The sequence below is a fragment of the Pantoea sp. X-Soil-MYKO-1289 genome (assembly GCF_059730625.1).
Genome location: NZ_AP036004.1, coordinates 3,056,349 through 3,076,534 on the forward strand (window position 1 = coordinate 3,056,349; position 20,186 = coordinate 3,076,534).

Below are 20,186 nucleotides of genomic sequence, written 5' to 3' on the forward strand. Positions count from 1 at the left end.
CTTAACGTACACTGATTTTCTCCGGCGTCGCGCCCACGGCGCGCCACTCCGGCACGTACATCGACTCGACCTGCGGCGGCGGCAGGCGATAGCTGCCCGGCGTCACCGCGCGCGCCAGATAGAGCAGCGTCTCGGTTTTATAGCCGCTCAGCGCCAGCGCCGCGACAAAGCGATCGTCGCGGAACTCAATATGGCGGATATCCGCCTGCTGCATATCCATCATGCTCTCCTTCAGGGCATCCGCGCCATCGCCGAGGCTGGCGCTGCTGTCGCTGAGGTTCTGGTTTTCCAGCTCCAGACCAGCAGGCAGCAGATCCACCACCAGCGCGTCGCTGACGCGCTTGCTGGAGGAGATCTTGAGCCGCACCACCAGCAGCTGGCCGCTGCTGAGGTTATCCAGATCCGCCGGTTTGCCGTCGAGCGTGAAGTATTCGCGCGTCACGTTGAGCACGTTGTGCATCGGCTTCGGCGCGTCAAGCGGATAGCCCGTGACGTTGAGCGCGCCGTAGAGCGGCACCTGGCCGCTGTTGATCAGCGTGACGCCATGCTGCAGATGGCTTTGGTTCATGCCCTGCGTCAGCGGGCCGCTGCCCTCCAGCGGCTGGGCGTCGCCCGCCAGCGTCGCCTGCCAGGCTTCGCCTTTATACTGCTGCAGCGTGCGCGCCGCCAGGAACAGGGCGTTATTTTCCTGAGTAGAGAACCAGGCCTGGCCATACGCCGCTTTTGCCAGCTCCTGCAGCAGCGCCGGCTGCATCTCAGGCAGCAGCTGGTTTTCCGCCAGCAGCGCCACCGTCAGCGCGCGATCGCGCAGCGCGCTGCCGTAATCGCCCAGCCAGCCGTCCACTTCGCGCGTCAGGCTGACGCCCTGCGCCAGCGCCAGCTGCGCGCGCTGCGGATCGCCCATCAGCTGCAGCGCCACGCCGAGCTGCACCAGCGCCAGTCCCGATTTGGCCTTGTCGCGCTTTTCATAGAGCGCGCGCAGCGCGCCGAGCGGCGCCTGCTGCTGACGCGCCAGCACCATGCCCGCATAGGCCTGCACGCTAAAGCGCATCGCCTCCTCGTTGCTGCTCCAGCGGGTTTCGATCTGCGCCGGATCCTGCAGATAGCGCAGCAGGCGCTCGTCGGCGCGCGCGATCGTCTCCGTCGGCACGCTATAGCCCGCCTCGCTGGCGCGCAGCAGGAAATCGGTGACGTAGGCGGTCAGCCAGAACTCCTCTTCACTCTCTTTGCTCCAGAGGCCAAAGCTGCCGTTGCCGCGCTGCATGCCCGCCAGGCGCGCGATGCCGGTATCGACGGCGGCGCGCCGCGCCTCGTCGCTGCTGGTTTTGATGCCCATCGCGGCGAGCTGCGCCTGACTGGTGAAAATCGACGGCCAGATGCCGCTGGCGGTCTGCTCAAGGCAGCCGTACGGATAGGCGTAAAGCGCGCTGATATAGTGGCCGATATTGAGCGGCGGCTGATTACTGAGCGAGAGCTGTCCGCTCAGCGTTTCAGGCTGCAGTCCGCTAAGGGCGGCGGCCTGAACCTGCCAGCTCTGCCCGGCCTGCATCACACCGTCAAAGCTCAGCGTTTGCGCCGGATAAGCCGGACGCACGCCAATTTTCCAGCTGCGCTGGCTGTCGGGCAGCGCTTCGCCCGCGATCGCCAGGCCGGAGACCCGCACCTGCACCGCGCCTTCGCCGAAACCGCCCTGCGCCTTCACCGGGATATGCAGCGTGGTGCGCGCTCCTTTCGCCAGCTGAACGCGGTGCGAGGCGCCGCCGCTCAGCGCGATCTGGCCCTGGGTCTGCACATCGACCTTCAGCGCCTGAGGCTGTTCCGTGAGATTAGTAAGATCGAGCGCCAGCATCGCCTGATCGCCGCTCGCCATAAAGCGCGGCGTCGCCAGCTCGCTGATCAGCGGCGCAGCCACCACCACTTTTCGATCCGTCGAACCGAAGCTGTCGGCGCTCCACGCCTGCGCCATCAGGCGCAGTTCGCCGTTGAACTGCGGGATCGGCAGCGCCAGCGTACCCTCGCCGTTTTTATCCAGCGTGACCGGCTGAAGCTGCTGCGCCACGATATTGACCTCGGTGAGCGGTTTTTTGCCGCCGCGCGACGACGCGTCATCGTCGCCGTCGCCGCCGAAACGCAGCGTCGCCAATCGCCCGCCGCCCTCGATAAGCTGACCGAAAACGTCATACTGATCGGCGTTGTAGCGCTTGCGGCCAAAGAACCCTTCCCAGGGATCGGGGGTTTTGTAGTCGTTGATATTCAGTACGCCGCTGTCCACCGCCGACAGCAGCAGCTGGATATTCTGCGGCAGCTCGCCGCCGACGCGGCTGGCTTTGACCTTGACCTTCAGCGTCTGCTCAGGGCGAATTTTCAGCGGCGCGTCCAGCGTCAGATCGAGGCGACGCGCGTCGGTCGCCATCGGCAGCGGCAGCAGACCGACGGCGCGCTTCGGCGTGGCGCCGCTCGCCTTATCGCCGTCGCGCACCACGATGGCGCTGAGGTAGAGGTCGTGGCGCTTCCAGCTGGCGTCAAGCGGCACATCGATAGTCGCGCCGCCCGCAGGCACGGCGATCGGCTGCCGCCACAGGGTGCCGCTGCTCGACTCCACCATCAGATAGCCTTTGCCCGCCGCTGGCGACTCCACCTGAACATGGGCGGTCTCGCCGGGCCGCAGCGCGGTTTTATCCAGTTTGAGCTTCACCTGATCGGGCCGCAGCGCGCCGGTGCCGTTGGTGTTGTCCTCCCACCAGTAGCCCGCGCGGAACTGCACGCTGGAGATAATCTTCTCGCCGGCCTGCACTTCGAGGCGATAGGCGCCCCACTCTACCGGGAAACTCACCTTTCGACTGCTGCCGGCGGCCAGCGAAATACGCTGCGCGTCCTCCTGCAGATCCTTCTCGTCGTGGCGCATCTGCCAGCCTTCGCTGTCGGAGAAACTCCAGTAGTAGTCGCGCCGCTCGTGGATCAGGCGCACCTCAAGATCCTTCGCCGCCAGCTTCTCCCCTTTGCTGTTGGCGTAGACGATATCGAAGTCGGCGATGCTGTTTTCCGGCACCGTCGGCTGCTGGGTGTAGCGATCGTAGCGGTAGTCATAGACCGATTCGCTGTTGAACAGCGGCCGGATGCCGGGCAGCGCGGGCGCAGGCCAGATCGCCTGCGTGACACGACGCGTGACCGGTCGGCCGCCCATCTCCAGCAGGCTCGCCTGTAGGATCAGGTTAAGCGGCGAGTGGATCTGCGCCCACTCGCTCTCTACCGTCAGCTGCAGTTTGCCCTCGTCGTCCAGCGTGTCGTCGATATCGTCCAGGTTGCGTTTGCTCTCCTGCTCCATCACGTCGCCAAACAGATAGCCCGGCAGCGCGGCGACCGCTTCGCGCGCCGGCCGCAGCATCAGCTGCGCCTGCAGTTCGTTGCCTGCTGCGGGCGCGCCGTAGAGGTAGCGGCCCTCGATACCGAAAACGACGTCGTCGTCAGGCGACAGCGGGCTGTCGCTGTTTTGCAACGTCAGCGCCATGCGCTCCGGCAGGAAATCTTCGACGTGAAAGCTCCAGCTGCGCGGCTGGCTGTCGCCGCTGTTCAGGCGCAGCCTCCAGTCGCCGGTCATCGCGGAGGAAGGCAGCGCAAAGCGCTGCTGATAGAAGCCGTTCTCCGGCTGCCAGAGAAAGGTTTGCGCCACTTCGCCGTCAGGCTTCACCACTTCCGCCTTCAGCGGCTGCGCGGGCAGCGGCTTGCCGTCGGCGTCGCGCAGCAGCGCGTTAACAATGACCGTCTCGCCGGGGCGATAGAGATCGCGCGGGCCGAAAACGAACAGCTGCTTGTCGTAGCCCTGAGGGCCGCCGACGGGAAACTCCGCCAGATCCAGCGCCGGCAGGTTGAGATCGATAAGCGAAGTCTCTTCTTTTTGCGTGGCGATTAACACCTTGCCTTTCGCCTGCGTCGGCAGACGCAGATAGCCGCTGTCGTCGCTGACGCCGCTGGCGAGCTGTTTTCCCTTTTCATCCAGCAGCTGCACGCTGACGCCAGCCAGCGGCGCGCCGCTCGCCAGACTCTGGGTAAAAAGCGCCATTTCGCCGGGGAAACGATGCAGCGACAGCCCGATATCGCTCAGGGTAAACAGCGTGGCGGGCAGCGTATAATTGTAGGAACCCGCCTGTTTCATCACCGCCAGATAGACGCCCGGCTGTTTCAGCGGCGCCACATCATTCAGCGGCAGCTGCAGTTTCTCTCGCGTATTGCGCGCCGGATTCAGGTCAAAGCGCCCGGTGTAGACGAGGTCGGCGTGATTAAGCAGTTCGCGCGACGACCAGTAAGAGAGATTGTTGCCGTAGTTCCACTGGGCGAGAAAATCGTTTATTGAGGCGGCTTTCACGCGGAAGAAATCGACGTCGACGCGCGCGACGTTGAGCGCCAGCACCGGCAGACCCTGGGTCAGACGCAGCGGCAGCAGCGAGCCGCGGCTGGCGAAACCGACCATCGGCTGAATATCGCGCGTGGTCAGCGACTGGCTAAAGGGCGTGGCTAAGGTGGTGCCGTTGGCGGCGCGCAGCCCGGCCTCTACGCTGACCGTCAGCTTGCGCGAGGGTTCCGGATGGCGAAAGCGCAGCGACTTGCCGTTCTGCGCCAGCTCCCAGCCGCCGTCGACCTTGCCGCTTTTGTCGTCGACCAGCTGCACGCGCGCGGCAATATCCTGTTTGTCGTCGAGCGGCGTATTAAAGGTCAGCACCAGCGCGGCCGCGCCGTCCAGCTGAAGCTCGGAGAAGTCGATAACCGAGAGCGCTTTTGCCGCCGGCTGCGTCGCGGCAGGCTCTGCGGCGGCCAGCATAAAGGTGCCGCCGCCCAGCAGCGCCGCGCACAGCGCGACGCCAGCGAGCAGACGCTTGATAACTCTTTCCATGGTAAATCCCTCGCCCGTCCCGGATGGGTTAATTTCGCCGCGCAATTTCACCGCAAACCCGCGATTTTAGCAATGCCGCCCTTGAGATAGCCTTCACATTCCCCGACACTGGGCTTTTCCTGATGATAAGAAGAGGTTGCAATGACAGCCATATTTGTCTCCGCTGACTGGTTAAATGAACACTACGCCGACGAGAACGTGCAGATGCTAGACGCCCGCATGCTGCCGCCGGGCCAGGAGGCCGTGCGCAATATCACGGCGGAGTATCTGGCGGGCCACCTGCCGGGCGCGCCTTTCTTCGATATTGAAGCGCTTTCCGACCACACCAGCCCTTATCCGCATATGATGCCGCGCGCCGAGCGTTTCGCCGTGGCGATGCGCGAACTGGGCGTTCACAGCGACAAACATCTGGTGGTCTACGACGAGGGCAACCTTTTCTCCGCGCCGCGCGCCTGGTGGATGCTGCGCGCGTTCGGCGTGGCGCAGGTGTCGATCCTGGCGGGCGGCCTGCAGGGCTGGAAAGCGGCGGGTCTGCCGCTGGCGACCGGCCAGGTCGCGCTGCCGGAAGGAGAGTTCGAGGCGACATTCGATGAGGCGCAGGTCCGGCGCCTGACCGATGTGCTGCTGATCAGCCATGAGGGCGGCGCGCAGATCGTCGACGCGCGCGCGGCGAACCGCTTTAACGCCGAAGTCGATGAGCCGCGTCCGGGCCTGCATCGCGGCCATATTCCCCGCAGCCTGAACGTTCCCTGGAACGATCTGGTGGCGAACGGCGCCCTGAAGCCGGAAGCGGAGCTGCGCGCGGTTTTTGCCAGAGCGGGCGTGAAGCTGGATGAGCCGGTGGTGGCGAGCTGCGGCTCAGGCGTGACCGCCGTGGTGGTGATCCTGGCGCTGACCGTGCTGGGCGCGCGCGATGTCACGCTCTATGACGGCTCCTGGGGCGAATGGGGCAGCCGGGACGATCTGCCGATCGAGAAGTAATCAGGGCGCGGCATCGCGCCGCACCCGATTAGATAATGCGCGGGCTGCCTTTGAAGTCGCGCAGAAAACTGCCCCAGCGACGCTCGTAAAATGGCGTAATGTGGGCGGTGAAAAAGTGGCTGATGCCCTTCTCGTCCGCCACGACTTCGCAGATATCGATCGGCGCGTCGTCCGGCAGCGTATCGGTCGCCACGCTGCCCGCCGCCTGAATAATCGCTTCAATATCGCTTTCCGCCTCGATGCCGATCAGCAGATTGGGCTGCTGGTCCGCGCTTTCACGAATGCTGGCGATAAAGGCGCGGCGCACCTGTTTGTATTTGCTGAATAGCTGCGTCAGCGAGTCGATCATCTGCGCGGGCGGCGTCTCCACCTCCGACAGCAGCAGCGCGTGGCCGCCTTCCAGCACGGTTTGCTGGCTTAGCGCGTTGCCCTCTTCGCCCAGCAGATGGGCGATCTCCGCCGGAGAAAACTCTTTGCCGGTAGGCAGTTTGGGATTCAGGAACAGCGTTTCGCCGCGCGTCATCTCAAACAGCGTGCGCACCGGCAGGCGCAGATAAGCCTGTTCGCCCGCGATCGCTTCGCTCATCGCCTGCTGCGAGGTAAAAAATGGAATGACGCTGCGGCCATCCTCTTTTTCCCAGTGTTGCAGATCGACCGGCGTATCCGCCGCGAACTGCGTCTCGGTGCTTTCGCCCGGCACCCAGACGTCGGCAGCCAGCAACAGCTGAAAAAACTCCGGACGGTGCGCCGGCTCGGTTGCCGCCAGCTTCAGCACCTCTTCAAGACGGTTCATGTTTTGCCTTTCTCACTAAGGCGACGGTCAACGCCGTCGCCGGATCCTTTACTTGAGCAGCAGATTCGCCAGGGTACGCACGCCAATGCCGGTTGCCCCTGCCGACCACTGATCCACCGCGCCTTTGCGGTAGGTCGCCGAACAGTCGATGTGCAGCCAGCCCTCCTGATAGCGGGTGACGAAGTGCGACAGAAACGCCGCGGCGCTGCTTGCGCCCGCCGAATGCGCCGCGCTGGCGATATTATTGAGGTCGGCAAAATTCGACGGCAGGTGGTTGCGGTGGAACTCGGCCAGCGGCAGGCGCCAGAACGGCTCGTTCTCGCTGGTGGCGCTGCCCATCAGCGACTGCGCCAGCACGTCGTCAAAGGTGAAGAGCGCGTGATAGTCGTTGCCCAGCGCGGTTTTCGCCGCGCCGGTCAGCGTCGCGGCGTCAATCAGCAGCGTCGGCTGCTGTTCGCTGGCGTCGATCAGGCCGTCAGCCAGCACCAGGCGCCCTTCCGCATCGGTGTTCATTACTTCGACCGATTTGCCGTTGCGGTAGCGGATGATGTCGCCGAGACGGAAAGCGTTGCCGCTGACCATATTGTCGGCGCAGCAGAGGAACAGCTTGACGCGCTGCTTCAGGCCGCGCGAAATCGCCAGCGCCAGCGCGCCGGTCAGGGTCGCCGCGCCGCCCATATCGGACTTCATCGAGTCCATAAAGGCGCTCTGCTTCAGGCTGTAGCCGCCGGTATCGAAGGTGATGCCTTTGCCGACCAGGCAGGCGTACACCGGCGCGCTGTCATCGCCGCTCGGGTTGTAGTCCAGCGCCAGCAGTACCGGCGGACGGCTGGAGCCGCGTCCAACGGTATGCAGGCCGAGATAGCCCTGCGTGCGCAGATCGTCGCCGCGCGTAACGCGATAGCTGACCGCCTCGCCGCCGACTTCCCTGATGAGATCGATAGCGCCGTGCGCCAGATCTTCCGGACCCAGCTCTTCCGCCGGCAGGTTAATGGTGTCGCGCACCCAGTCGATAATGCGCAGACGGCGGGAAAACTCCGCCTGATCCTGTTCGTTCAGGGTCGGCCAGACGACGTTGCGTTCCCCTTTCGGGCTGCGATAGCCCTGCCAGAACGCCCAGCACGGCTCCAGATCCCAGCCTTCGCCGCTCAGCGCGACGTGGCGGATGCCCTGCCCGTCGATCTTGCGCGCCGCGCGCTGAATGGTAGTGAGCTGATCCGCGCCGTGCAGGTGAATGGTCATGCCGCCGTCGTTGCTGGTCAGAATCGCTTTTTCGCCCCAGCGCGCATCAGCGGGCTGGTGGCTCAGCGTAATGTTCATCGGTTGTGTTGTCATCGCGAAACTCCATATGCGTTATAAGTATTATCCAGCCAGAAGCGCAGGCTTTAGCCGTTAAACGTCAGACCTGATAACAGATATTGCCGGGTGACGCCAGCGGATCCAACTGGAGGCGCTCTGTTTCCGGATTTCCCCGGAACAGAGCGCAATTGTTAACGTGAGGCGGACACCGGCGCGCGCAGGCGAGAGACCACCTTTTGCACCAGCGCGATGGCGTAGTCGATCTCTTCTTCGGTGGTGAAGCGGCCGAGCGAAAAGCGCAGCGAACTGTGCGCCAGCGCCTCATCAAGGCCGATGGCGCGCAGCACGTAGGAGGGTTCCATGCTGGCGGAGGTGCAGGCCGAACCCGACGAGAGCGCCAGGTCTTTCAGCGCCATAATCAGCGACTCGCCGTCGACGCCAGCAAAGCTGATATTGAGAATATTGGGCGCGCTCTGCGCCAGATCGCCGTTAAGCTGCACGCCGTCCAGCGCGCTCAGCCCCTGCCACAGTCGCGCGCGCAGCGCCGCCAGGCGTGCCATCTCGCTTTCGCGCGCCTCGCGCGCGAGGTGGAAAGCTTCGCCCATGCCGACGATTTGATGCACCGGCAGCGTGCCGGAGCGCATGCCGCGCTCGTGTCCGCCGCCGTGCATCTGCGCGTCGATAGTGACTTTGGGTTTGCGACGCACATAAAGCGCGCCGATGCCTTTCGGGCCGTAGAGTTTATGGGCGGAGAACGACATCAGATCGACCTTAAGCTCGCTCAGGTCAATCGGCAGCTTGCCCACGCTCTGGGTGGCGTCGACATGGAAAAGAATATCGCGCGCGCGGCACAGTTCGCCGATGGCGGCGATATCCTGAATCACGCCGATTTCGTTATTCACATGCATCAGCGACACCAGCACGGTGTCGTCGCGCAGCGCGGCGCGCACGGCGTCCGGCGTGATAATGCCGTTGGCGGGCGGCGTCAGATAAGTCACCGTAAAGCCTTCGCTTTCCAGCTGTTTGCAGCTGTCGAGCACCGCTTTGTGTTCGGTCTGGCTGGTGATGATATGTTGGCCGCGCGCGCGCTGGGCATGCGCGGCGCCTTTCAGGGCGAGGTTGTCCGATTCGGTCGCGCCGGAGGTGAAAATGATTTCACGCGGGTCAGCGTTGACCAGCTCGGCCACCTGATTACGCGCCACGTCGACCGCCTCTTCCGCCTGCCAGCCGAAACGGTGCGAGCGCGAAGCCGGATTACCAAAGGTGCCGTCCAGCGTCAGGAACTGCATCATTTTGCTGGCCACACGCGGATCGGCCGGCGTGGTCGCGGCGTAATCCAGGTAAATCGGTAATTTCATTGCGCTAAAGCTCCGTATCAAAAATCATACGTCTTTATAGCAGATTCGGCCCCCACCGCGTTAGCAGTAAGGGCCGCACAGAAAGGGGATCAGGAGGCGCGCAGATTGACGTTAATTTCCTGAACGCGGTTGTTCTGGAAACGACGATTGTCTTGTGAATTCTGACGGTCCGCCACGTCAAGGATTTCCTGATTGTTCACCAGCTCGGCCAGCGTAATGTTGTTCAGGAAATCGCTGATGCGCACGCTAAGATCGCGCCACAGCACGTGGGTCAGGCAGCGTTCGCCGCCCTGGCAGCCCTCTTTGCCCTGACACTTGGTGGCGTCGACGGACTCATCCACGGCGGTAATGACTTCGCCTACCGCAATCGCGCTGGATTCTTTGCCCAGCAGATAACCGCCGCCTGGACCACGCACGCTGGCGACCAGGCCATGTTTACGCAGACGCGAGAACAACTGCTCCAGATAGGAGAGCGAAATGCCCTGACGCTCGGAAATATCAGCCAGCGGAACCGGCCCCTGATGGGAATGCAGGGCAACGTCCAGCATCGCGGTAACGGCATAACGTCCTTTGGATGTCAGTCTCATAGCGTACTACCTCAATAGCGTCCGGTTATCGGAGGATTAGCAAAAGATAGCCGAAGTCTGACATTCCCGAGTATTTTGGTCAACTATTTAACCGAGTAATTTACTCAACTACTCTTTTTCGCCTTTGCGCTTCTCAAACGAGGCCAGCATGCCGCGCAGAATATTCAGCTCGTCGCGCTCTGGACGGGCGCGCGTGTAGAGGCGGCGCAGCTTACTCATTACCTGTCCCGGATTGCCTTCGCGGATAAAGCCGCTGGTCAGCATCATCTGTTCCATGTGCTGATAGAAGCGTTCCAGATCGTCCACCAGCGGGTACAGCGATTCGGCGTATACCGGCGCGGGCTGCGCCTTTTCCTGCGCCGCCAGCCACGCCATACGCACCTCGTAGGCGATGATCTGCACCGCCATCGCCAGGTTGAGCGAGCTGTATTCCGGGTTCGCCTGAATGGCGACATGGTAGTGGCATTTCTGCAGCTCTTCGTTGGTCAGCCCGACGCGTTCGCGCCCGAAGACCAGCGCCACCGGCGCCTGCTGTCCCTCTTCCACGCTTTTTACGCCGCATTCGCGCGCGTCGAGCATCGGCCAGGGCAGCGAGCGCGAGCGGGCGCTGGTGCCGACCACCAGGCTACAGCCGGCGATGGCCTCGTCGAGCGTATCGACAATCTGCGCGTCGCCAATTACGTCGCTGGCGCCCGCCGCCAGCGAGATCGCCTGCGAGTCAGGCTTGACCAGCGGATTGACCAGATAGAGATTGCTTAAGCCCATGGTTTTCATCGCGCGGGCCACGGAGCCCATATTGCCGGTGTGAGAGGTTTCCACCAGTACGATTCGAATATTTTGCAGCATTAGGTTGGCGTCAGTGAGGAAATGATGGGCAGCATGCTAACATAAGTCGAGACATTTAAAGAATGCGCTGCTATACTCCGCGCCGTTTTTCCTCGTTCTTTAACATCCAGTGAGAGATACCGATGCATCCGATGCTCAACATCGCCGTGCGCGCTGCGCGCAAGGCCGGCAACCTGATTGCCAAGAATTATGAAACCCCGGACGCGGTCGAAGCGAGCCAGAAAGGCAGCAACGACTTTGTTACCAATGTTGACCGTGATGCAGAACGACTGATTATCGAAGTGATTCGCAAATCCTACCCGCAGCACTCCATCATTACTGAAGAGAGTGGCGAACTGGCGGGCGACGATCAGGACATTCAATGGGTTATCGATCCGCTGGATGGCACTACCAACTTTATCAAACGCCTGCCGCACTTCTCTGTTTCTATCGCCGTACGCATTAAAGGCCGTACCGAAGTGGCGGTGGTTTACGATCCGATGCGCAACGAACTCTTCACCGCCGTACGCGGTCAGGGCGCGCAGCTTAACGGTTACCGTCTGCGCGGCAGCACCGCTCGCGATCTCGACGGCACGATTCTCGCCACTGGCTTCCCGTTCAAAACCAAGCAGCACGCCCCGGCCTTTATGAATGTGGTCACGAAGCTGTTTACCCAGTGCGCCGACTTCCGCCGCACCGGCTCCGCTGCGCTGGACCTGGCCTACGTTGCCACCGGCCGCGTGGATGGCTATTTTGAAATCGGCCTGAAGCCGTGGGATTTCGCTGCCGGCGAACTGCTGGTGCGCGAAGCGGGCGGTCTGGTCACCGACTTTACCGGCGGCCACGGTTATATGCACTCAGGCAACATCGTGGCGGGCAATCCGCGCGTGGTGAAATCGCTGCTCTCCAGCATGCGTGACGAGCTGAGCGAAGCGCTGAAGCGCTGATATGAAAAAGGCGGCTGTTAGCCGCCTTTTTCTCAGGTAGATTTCGTGCCTACGGGGTTGGCATAAACCGATCGCAAAGTCGCTTGAGTCATCCCTGACCGCTCGGCCCGCGCCGTCCATGGCGCGGGACGCTTTGCTCTTCGTTTTATGCCAACCCCGTTTCAGAATCGGTGCGTATTTGCATAAAAAAGGCGGCTTTTCAGCCGCCTTTTTATTAACTCAATCTTAATCTTAACGACGTTCGTGGCTCAGCACCTGACGCGGCTGAGTGCGACGACCGATGCGTCCCATCACGCCAGCCAGCACCGCTTCAATCAGCAGCATAAAGAAGGCGTACCAGCTCGCTTTCGCGGTTGCCGCAGCAGCCTGCTCAGCCGCCTCGCGCGCTTTCTGTTCTGCCTCCTGTTTCAGCTGCTGATACTGCTGCATCGCTTTCTGATAGCTCTGTTCAGTCTGGCTAACGATCTGCTCAACTTCCTGATCGCTCTTGCCGGTACGCGCCTTAATGATATTTTTCAGGGCGTCGCGGTCAGCCGCCTGCAGGGTATCGGCGTGACGATTCATTACGCCGCGGATCCAGTTAGTAATATCGGTATCGGCGTTCTGCGGATTTTGCGCAGTATTTTTCGCCTGATTTTCGGCGTTATTCGCTTCGCTATTCGCATCCTGCTGTAAATTTTCCGGCTGCAATTCCGGCTTGCCGGTCTGGCGCAGCGTAGTGGTCAATTCATTCTGCAAATCATCAAGGTTGATATTATTTTCCTGCAGCTTCTGTTTGGCAAAGTCGGTCACTGCCGGCGCCGCTGCGGAAATACCGCTGCCTGCCGCCTGGAAGCCTGCGCCAATAATATTAAATGCGCCGCCAATCAGGCTGCTGGCAAGAGAAACGGCCAGCCAGATAGTAAATAATGTGCTCAGGCCAAACATCAGCAGACCATGCAGCGCGCCTTCACGCTGCGCCAGACGGCCAGCCAGATAGCTACCCACCGCCATGGCGATCAACATGCTCAGACCGGTCCAGATCAGGGCGCCGGTGCCAAGATGCTGCAGCGGATTTTGCTCCTGCTGCGGATCGACGGTAGTGGCGCCAATCGCAGTTCCAAGCAGCGTCAGTAAAATATGCACAATCAGCGCGCCAATTACGCCCGCGAATACGGCGCTCCATGAAATACGCTTTAACGGTAATCCCGCGTGCGTTTCAGTAATGGTTTCTGTTGTGCCATTATTAATCCGGGTTTCGTGCATGGTGGTTCTCCTCGCAACAGACAACGTTAAATAATCAATATTAATAAAGGGACAATACATGTGGTTGTTGTTATTTAGCGTAGACGAGAAAACTATTTTCACCAGAGTAAGCGGCAATATATTGCGATTAACGCAGCGTGATTAATTGAGATAAGCAAAGCGGAATAAAGCAAGGACGCAAGATACTATTTTTTGCGTCCCCTTTTACGGTTGTTAGCCGAACGGACGCAGACCGCCGCCGACGCCGGGCGCAGCGCTTTGCCACAGCGCCAGCCCCGCCGCGATCAGCAGCGCGCTGCCGATCAGCGCCAGCAAAGGCATCGCCAGCGCCGCCGTCGAGGCCGTACGGCTTTCGCTGCCCAGCCGCTGCGCCAGCGTCCGAGCGCGCTGCACCAGCAGGCCGATGGCGGAAATGGTTAACGCGGTGCCCAGCGCCATCACCACGGCCGACAGCACGCCCCAGAGATAAACGCCGATAACGCGCGAAAAGAGCAGCATCATGATCGCGCCGGAACAGGGACGCAGCCCCATCGACGCCACCAGCAGCAGCTGGGTTTTCACGCTGACCGCCTCAGCGACCTGCTGCGCATCCGGCAGATGCGCATGACCGCAGCCGCAGTGCGCGTGGTGCTGATGAGCGGCGCGCAGCGCGCGGATCCTTATCGGCGAGCGCGGGCGTAGCTGACGAAACAGCGTCTTCAGTGCCCGCACGCCGATCCAGATCCCCAACCCGATCACCAGCAGATAGCTGCCCTTCTCCAGCCAGTAGCTGCTGAGATGCAGCTGGCGCGATGAGGTTTGCAACACTACCAGCATCAGCGTCACCAGAACAATGGCTACGCTGCCCTGCAGCAGCGACGCCAGCAGCGTCAGCCTGAGGGTGATATTGAGGCGCGCCGGATGAGTAGCGAGAAAGGTGGTGATGACCACTTTGCCATGGCCGGGCCCCAGCGCATGCAGCACGCCGTAGGCCAGGCTGAACAGCACCAGCAGGCCGCCAGCCTGCCCGGGCGCGGTTTTTACCTGTTGCAGCAGCTGGGTCATCTGCTGATGCAACCCTTTCTGCCAGATGGCGCTTTGCAGCAGAATTTGCGGCCAGTATTGCCAGAGTGACAGCGCGCCCGCCGCCAGCGCAAGGGCCAGCAGCCACAGCGGCCAGACGCGACGCGCGCGGCGTTGAGAAAGCATCAATGACATGTCAGCGTTACCTTTTGCGCAAACTGACGCCCCAGGTCCATCTGCTCAGGCGGCGCGTCGGCTTTATCGAGCGACAGCGCGTACTGCTGCAGTGAGCTGTCGGGTTTCGGCGTCTGCAGCGCCACCTGACAGCGGCCCTGCAGCGCGGCGGGCAGGCTAAGCGCGCGGGCGTCGCTATAGGTCATATCGACGAAATAGGTGGGATCGAACGTCAGGATGTCGAAACGCTGTCCGGCCAGCTGCGGCGGCTCTGCCAGCGGCAGCACAAACTCCAGCACCGCTTTATTGCCGCTGCGCGACAGCGCGTAGGACTTTGGCAGGTTAAAGAATTTCACGCGCTGGCCATTGTGCCACACCTCGGAAAAGTAGTGCTGCCCCAGCACGTTCGCCATCACCTCCGCCGCCAGCTTTTTCCAGCTCTCACTGCCGGGCTTTGCATCGCCAGCATCGTAAAGCAGATCGGCCGAGGTAATCTCGTCCATGGTCCAGCGCATTTTCAGGCCGGTCAGCGCATCGCCGTCGGCGAGCAGTTCGGTTTGCATGTCGATAAAGCTGTGCGGATGCGCATAGCTGCCGGCGCTCAGCGCCATCAGTAAGGTAAAAAGCGCGCTTCTTGTGAGGTTAAAAAAGGACATACCAGGTTAAACGCTCCGGTGAATGACAAAAAAATTGTGACCCGTGCTGAAGCATTGCACAAAAAACCAGCCGAAAGCCGCGGCCTTATTCGCCATTGGCTATTCTTAGCGCAATACCGGACCGCTGGAATCTAGACTGATGAGTTCTGCTCCCTCTTCGGCACCACTCTTCACCCGTTCACAGCGTCGTTGTCATCTGCTGCTGCTACTGTATCTGCCCACTCCCGCGCTTACGCTCGAAAAACTCTGTCAGCTGAACGGGGTCGAGGCCGCTGTCGCCCGACAGGATATCGAAGATGTCAGGGATGAGATACAGCGTTATCACCAGCTGGAACTGCATCATATGGTGGACGGCAGCTTTCGCATTCACGGCACCGAGCTGGATCGGCGACTTTGCCTGCTGCACTGGCTGCGGCGCGGGCTGCGTTTGTCGGAAAACTTCGTGCGCGATCACTTCGCCGCGCCGCTGCGCCAGCGGCTGAAAGCGATGAAAATAGAAAAAGCGCTCTATGATGAAACCAATCTGCAGGCGCTGATCCAGCACTGCAGCCTGAAGCTCTGCCGCGACTTTAGCGCGCGCGATCGTCTGTTTCTGCAAATCTTTATGAAATATGGCCTGATGCAGCGTCAGCCCGCGCTGTTTAACGAGCGTCAGCTCGCCTGGCTGCAGCAAAAGTATGAGCGCGAGGCGGCGATGGACGTCATTCTGCACTGGCAAAAGCGCTGCCACCTCGCGCCGCATATCAGCGAAGCGGAATTCTGGACGCTGCTGTTTAGCCTGATCCACGCGCCCACGCCTGACGCGCTCGACCATCCCTGCAGCCAGCGGCTGATGCAGGCCACCAGGCAACTGGTGGCCGCCTTTGAGCAGCTGGCCGAACTGCGCTTCGAGGAGCCCGAGGAACTGACGGAGCAGCTTTATACCCATCTGGCGCAGGCGCTGGATCGCGCTCATTTCGGCATCGGTATCGATAACAGCGTGGCGCTGGACGTCACTAAGCTCTATCCGCGCCTGCTGCGCACCACGCAGCAGGCGCTGAGCGAATTCGAAACCGCCTACGATTTGCGCTTTAGCCAGGAGGAAGTGAGCCTGATTGCGGTGATCTTCGGCGCCTGGCTGATGCAGGAGAACGCGCTACAGGAAAAGCAGGTGCTGCTGCTGACGGGCGATAACGCCCGGCTTGAGCAGCAGATTGAGCAGCAGATCCGCGAAATCTCGCTGCTGCCGATCAATATCAAATATCAGGAGATGAGCGACTTTCAGCGCGAGGGCGCGCCGCGCGAGATTGCGCTGGTGATCTCGCCTTACGCCACTTCGCTGCCGCTCTATTCGCCGCCGCTGATCCACGCCGAGCTGCCGCTGAGCGAACATCAGCAGCAGCGTATCCGGGCGCTGCTGGAGGCTTAAACCGCGCGCGGCCGCAAGAAGAGTGCCGGCAGCGCCACCAGCGCCATTACCCAGAAGAGATGGCCCTGCAGATGCGCGAACAGCACGCCGCAAATCATGGTCATGACCGCGATGCCGCCGCCCATCGCCAGCGCTGAATAGATCGACTGCAGCCGAATCACGTCCGGGCCGCGGCGCGCGGCGATAAAGCGCATCGCCGCCAGATGGCAGACGGTAAAGCTGCCGCAGTGCAGGATCTGCCCCACAATCAGCCAGGGCAGCTCAACGGTCGCGCCCAGCAGCGTCCAGCGCGCCAGCGCGCAAAGGCCGGAGAGCAGCAGCAGATCGCGCGCGCGCCAGCGGCGAAACAGGCGATTGCTCAGGGCGAAAACCACAATCTCCGCCACCACGCCGAGCGACCACAGATAGCCCACCACCGAAGCGGAATAGCCGCTCTGCTGCCACCAGATGGCGCTAAAGCCGTAATAGGCGGCGTGCGCGCCCTGCATCAGCGTGACGCACAGCATAAAGCGCCACACGCTGTTCTCGCGCAGCAGATCGCGCCACGCCTGCCAGCCGCCGCCTGCCGCGCTGTGCCGCTCTTCGCCCTGCGGTCGGGTATGCGGCGGCAACAGCATGCCGCCCAGCATCGCCAGCACGCCGACGGAGAGCAGCGCCAGGATCGCCTGCGACGACCAGTGGTTCACCAGCAGCCCGGTCAGCGCGGAGCTGATCACGAACGCCAGCGATCCCCACAGCCGCACCGGCCCATATTTCAGTCCGATCTGCTGCGTCCAGGTGGCGGCCAGCGCATCGCTGAGCGGCACCAGCGGCGAGAAAAAGAGGTTAAAGCCCACCATAACAAAGAGCAGCCACAGCCACTGCTGCCCTATCCAGTAGCCGGCGGCGAACAGGCAGGTCATCAGCGCCAGCAGCCGCAGCGCGGTAATCAGCTGCGCCGGATGTTTGACCTGTGAAGCGATCAGCAGGCTGCCCATGAAGCGCGCCACCATGCCGCAGCCCAACAGCAGGCCGATTTTTTCCGCGTCGAGGCCGGTCTCTTTTAACCAGACGCCCCAGAAAGGCAGATAGATGCCGTAGCAAAAAAAGTAAGTGAAATAGCCAAGACCGAGCCATTTCGCCGAGCCGATAGTCATTCTGCCTCCCGCAGCAAAGCGTCCATGATAGGTAAGTGCGCGCGATTTTAGCCTAAAAACGGCAATAAAAAAGGATGGCCGAAGCCATCCTCAATCACCATCGCGCAGGCGTATGCTTACGCGTAAACCGGCAGACGCGAGCAGACTTCCAGCACTTTCTGTTTGGTGCGTTCGATAGTCGCTTCGTCGTTAACGTTATCCAGCACGTCAGCAATCCAGCCGGCCAGCTCGCGGACTTCCGCCTCTTTAAAACCGCGACGGGTCACGGCAGGCGTACCGATACGCACGCCGGAGGTGACGAACGGGCTTTTCGGATCGTTCGGCACGCTGTTTTTGTTAACGGTGATGTTGGCGCGGCCCAGGGCGGCGTCCGCCTCTTTGCCGGTCATGTTCTTGCTCACCAGATCGATCAGGAACAGGTGGTTATGGGTGCCGCCGGAGACGATGTCGTAGCCGCGCGCAATCAGCACTTCCACCATCGCTTTGGCGTTTTTCGCGACCTGCTGCTGGTATGCTTTGAATTCCGGCTCCATCGCCTCTTTAAACGCCACCGCTTTACCGGCGATAACGTGCATCAGCGGACCGCCCTGCCCGCCAGGGAAGACGGCGGAGTTAAGTTTCTTATAGAGGTCTTCGTCGCCGCCTTTCGCCAGGATCAGGCCGCCGCGCGGACCCGCCAGGGTTTTATGGGTGGTCGAGGTGACGATATGCGCATGCGGCACCGGGTTCGGATAGACGTCAGCGGCGATCAGGCCAGCCACGTGCGCCATATCAACAAACAGGTAAGCGCCGACGCTGTCAGCGATTTCACGCATTTTTGCCCAGTCGCAGACGCCGGAATAGGCGGAGAAGCCGCCGACGATCATTTTCGGCTGATGAGTTTTCGCCAGCTCCGCCAGCTCGTTGTAGTCAATTTTGCCGCTCTCATCGATGCCGTAAGGCACGACGTTGTAGAGTTTGCCGGAAAGGTTGACCGGCGAACCGTGAGTCAGGTGGCCGCCGTGCGCCAGGTTCATGCCCAGAATGGTGTCGCCCGGCTGCAGCAGCGCGGTATAGACAGCGAAGTTAGCCTGAGAGCCGGAATGCGGCTGCACGTTGGCGAAGTCGGCGCCAAACAGCGCTTTAGCGCGATCGATCGCCAGCTGCTCAACGATGTCGACATATTCACAACCGCCGTAGTAGCGTTTTCCCGGATACCCTTCCGCGTATTTATTGGTGAGCTGCGAACCTTGCGCCTGCATTACACGTGGGCTGGTGTAATTTTCAGAAGCAATCAGTTCAATGTGCTCTTCCTGACGCACTTTCTCTTGCTCCATCGCCTGCCACAACTCGGCATCATAATCGGCAATGTTCATTTCACGCTTTAACATCCGCATCTCCTGACTCAGCTAACTTTTTAACGGCGGTTTAGGCTCCCTTAGGGAGCAAAGGCCAACAGTGTAAACCGTTTTGCCAGGTGACGGTAGCGCCAATTCCGCTTTACACGCAAACGATTGGCTCGGCGCTGGCAAAGGTTTTTTACGCTTTTCCGGGCGGCATCGTCTTCACGATTTTTCATCAGGTTGTGACGTAGATTTTTTCAATTTGTACCCAAACCTTGCCAGCATAATAGCCCAATTTCGCAGCGGGTTATTTACAACCCTAAGGGCGCGAGCATAACATGCATTTAAAATGCAACTTTACGCAGCCTGAGGTATACCCATGCTTGACGCACAAACTATTGCTACCGTGAAATCCACGCTTCCCGCCGTCGCCGCCATAGGGCCGAAGCTTACCGCCCACTTCTACGACCGCATGCTGTCGCAGCACCCCGAACTCAAAAACGTCTTCAATATGAATAACCAGCGCAACGGCAACCAGCGCGAAGCGCTGTTTAACGCCATCTGCGCCTATGGCGCGAATCTCGATGACCTGACAGCGCTGCTGCCCGCCGTTGAAAAAATCGCTCAGAAGCACGCCAGCCTGGCGATCAAGCCGGAACAGTACGCGATTGTCGGCGAGAACCTGCTGGCAACGATCAAAGAGCTGCTAAATCCAGACGATGAGGTGCTGGCGGCGTGGGGCCGCGCTTATGGCGTGCTGGCCAATGTCTTTATCCAGCGTGAAGAGGCGATTTATCAGGAAACCGAGCAGCAGGAAGGCGGCTGGCGCGGCACCCGCCCCTTCCGCATTGCCGCTATCGACGCGCAAAGTTCCGTTATCAAGAGCTTTACTCTGGTGCCGACAGACGGCGGCGCAGTAGCGGCGTTTAAACCTGGCCAGTATCTCACCGTGCATCTGCATCCCGCCGAATTTGCGTATCAGCAGAACCGCCAGTATTCGCTGACCCACGCCAGCAATGGCAAAAGCTACCGCATTGCGGTGAAACGCGACGCGCAGGGCAGCGTCTCCGGCTGGCTGCATGAAAAAGCGCAGGTCGGTGATGTGCTGGATCTGACCGCGCCGCACGGCGACGTATTTATGGAAGCAGGCACGGAGACGCCGGTGGCGCTGATCTCAGCAGGCGTCGGCGTAACGCCGATGCTGGCGATGCTGCATGCGCTGGCCGAACAGCAGCATGCCGCGCCGGTGACCTGGCTGCATGCAGCGGAAAACGGCGCCCAGCACGCTTTTGCGGATGAAGTGGCCGAGACGGGCGCCCGCCTGCGCGACTTTGAGAAATGCGTCTGGTATCGCGTGCCGGAGGCGGCCGACGCCGGCCGTTTCGATGCCGAGGGCGTGATGGATTTGGCTGCCGAATCCGTGCGACTGCAGGATGCGCGCACGCAGTTCTGGCTGTGCGGTCCGATCGGCTTTATGCAGTTTATCGCCGATCAGCTGCGCGACGCGGGCGTCGACGCCTCACGCATCCACTATGAAGTATTCGGCCCGCATAAGGGGCTGTAAC

Annotated in this window: 15 protein-coding genes; 4 read left to right on the plus strand and 11 right to left on the minus strand. The window is 61.3% G+C overall.

Annotated features, from left to right (window positions below):
* Position 1: 1 nt before the first annotated feature.
* Entirely contained in the window at positions 2-4,888 is a 4,887-nt protein-coding gene (locus AC6I7Z_RS14715; protein WP_497814763.1) for an alpha-2-macroglobulin family protein, read from the minus strand.
* Positions 4,889-5,029: 141 nt separating this feature from the next.
* Between AC6I7Z_RS14715 and sseA the strand changes: the two genes are divergently transcribed.
* Positions 5,030-5,869 (plus strand): 3-mercaptopyruvate sulfurtransferase, encoded by an 840-nt coding sequence (gene sseA, locus AC6I7Z_RS14720; protein ID WP_497814764.1) that lies wholly within the window; start codon positions 5,030-5,032, stop codon positions 5,867-5,869.
* Between the two features lie 28 nt (positions 5,870-5,897).
* Here the strand turns inward: sseA and sseB are convergent, their stop codons facing one another.
* The 5 genes from sseB to trmJ form a co-directional block, all read right to left on the minus strand.
* Complete coding sequence (gene sseB, locus AC6I7Z_RS14725; RefSeq protein ID WP_497814765.1) at positions 5,898-6,662, minus strand: enhanced serine sensitivity protein SseB; 765 nt, start codon at positions 6,660-6,662, stop codon at positions 5,898-5,900.
* A 48-nt stretch (positions 6,663-6,710) separates the two neighbouring features.
* Entirely contained in the window at positions 6,711-7,997 is a 1,287-nt protein-coding gene (gene pepB, locus AC6I7Z_RS14730; RefSeq protein ID WP_497814766.1) for an aminopeptidase PepB, read from the minus strand.
* Positions 7,998-8,152: 155 nt separating this feature from the next.
* The gene (locus tag AC6I7Z_RS14735; protein ID WP_497814767.1) at positions 8,153-9,319 is read right to left on the minus strand and encodes an IscS subfamily cysteine desulfurase; all 1,167 of its coding nucleotides are present in this window, start codon (positions 9,317-9,319) and stop codon (positions 8,153-8,155) included.
* A gap of 89 nt (positions 9,320-9,408) precedes the next feature.
* A complete protein-coding gene (iscR, locus tag AC6I7Z_RS14740; RefSeq protein WP_033753949.1) occupies positions 9,409-9,906 on the minus strand; it encodes a Fe-S cluster assembly transcriptional regulator IscR in 498 nt (165 codons plus the stop codon).
* A 108-nt stretch (positions 9,907-10,014) separates the two neighbouring features.
* Positions 10,015-10,752 carry a tRNA (cytosine(32)/uridine(32)-2'-O)-methyltransferase TrmJ gene (trmJ, locus tag AC6I7Z_RS14745; RefSeq protein ID WP_497814768.1) on the minus strand — a complete coding sequence of 246 codons (738 nt, stop codon included), beginning with the start codon at positions 10,750-10,752 and terminating at the stop codon, positions 10,015-10,017.
* A 122-nt stretch (positions 10,753-10,874) separates the two neighbouring features.
* On the opposite strand from trmJ, the gene suhB reads away from it, so the two are divergent.
* Entirely contained in the window at positions 10,875-11,678 is an 804-nt protein-coding gene (gene suhB / locus AC6I7Z_RS14750) for an inositol-1-monophosphatase (protein ID WP_497814769.1), read from the plus strand.
* Between the two features lie 231 nt (positions 11,679-11,909).
* On the opposite strand, the gene AC6I7Z_RS14755 is transcribed toward suhB, so the two are convergent.
* The 3 genes from AC6I7Z_RS14755 to AC6I7Z_RS14765 form a co-directional block, all read right to left on the minus strand.
* Positions 11,910-12,923, minus strand: a complete 1,014-nt coding sequence (locus AC6I7Z_RS14755; RefSeq protein ID WP_497814770.1) for a hypothetical protein — start codon at positions 12,921-12,923, stop codon at positions 11,910-11,912.
* Positions 12,924-13,136: 213 nt separating this feature from the next.
* On the minus strand, positions 13,137-14,120 hold the full coding sequence (locus AC6I7Z_RS14760; protein WP_497814771.1) for a nickel/cobalt transporter: 984 nt from the start codon (positions 14,118-14,120) through the stop codon (positions 13,137-13,139).
* Positions 14,111-14,710 (minus strand): DUF1007 family protein, encoded by a 600-nt coding sequence (locus AC6I7Z_RS14765; RefSeq protein WP_497815456.1) that lies wholly within the window; start codon positions 14,708-14,710, stop codon positions 14,111-14,113. Before AC6I7Z_RS14765 ends, AC6I7Z_RS14760 begins: the two co-directional genes overlap by 10 nt.
* 184 nt (positions 14,711-14,894) lie before the next feature.
* Between AC6I7Z_RS14765 and csiE the strand changes: the two genes are divergently transcribed.
* The gene (gene csiE, locus AC6I7Z_RS14770; protein WP_497814772.1) at positions 14,895-16,163 is read left to right on the plus strand and encodes a stationary phase inducible protein CsiE; all 1,269 of its coding nucleotides are present in this window, start codon (positions 14,895-14,897) and stop codon (positions 16,161-16,163) included.
* On the opposite strand, the gene AC6I7Z_RS14775 is transcribed toward csiE, so the two are convergent.
* The gene (locus AC6I7Z_RS14775) at positions 16,160-17,299 is read right to left on the minus strand and encodes a 3-phenylpropionate MFS transporter (RefSeq protein WP_497814773.1); all 1,140 of its coding nucleotides are present in this window, start codon (positions 17,297-17,299) and stop codon (positions 16,160-16,162) included. The two genes, csiE and AC6I7Z_RS14775, sit on opposite strands and share 4 nt — an antisense overlap.
* A 116-nt stretch (positions 17,300-17,415) precedes the next feature.
* Positions 17,416-18,669 carry a serine hydroxymethyltransferase gene (gene glyA / locus AC6I7Z_RS14780; protein ID WP_033753967.1) on the minus strand — a complete coding sequence of 418 codons (1,254 nt, stop codon included), beginning with the start codon at positions 18,667-18,669 and terminating at the stop codon, positions 17,416-17,418.
* A gap of 331 nt (positions 18,670-19,000) precedes the next feature.
* Here glyA and hmpA point away from each other — a divergent pair, with 331 nt between their 5' ends.
* Entirely contained in the window at positions 19,001-20,185 is a 1,185-nt protein-coding gene (gene hmpA, locus AC6I7Z_RS14785; protein WP_497814774.1) for an NO-inducible flavohemoprotein, read from the plus strand.
* Position 20,186 lies beyond the last annotated feature (1 nt).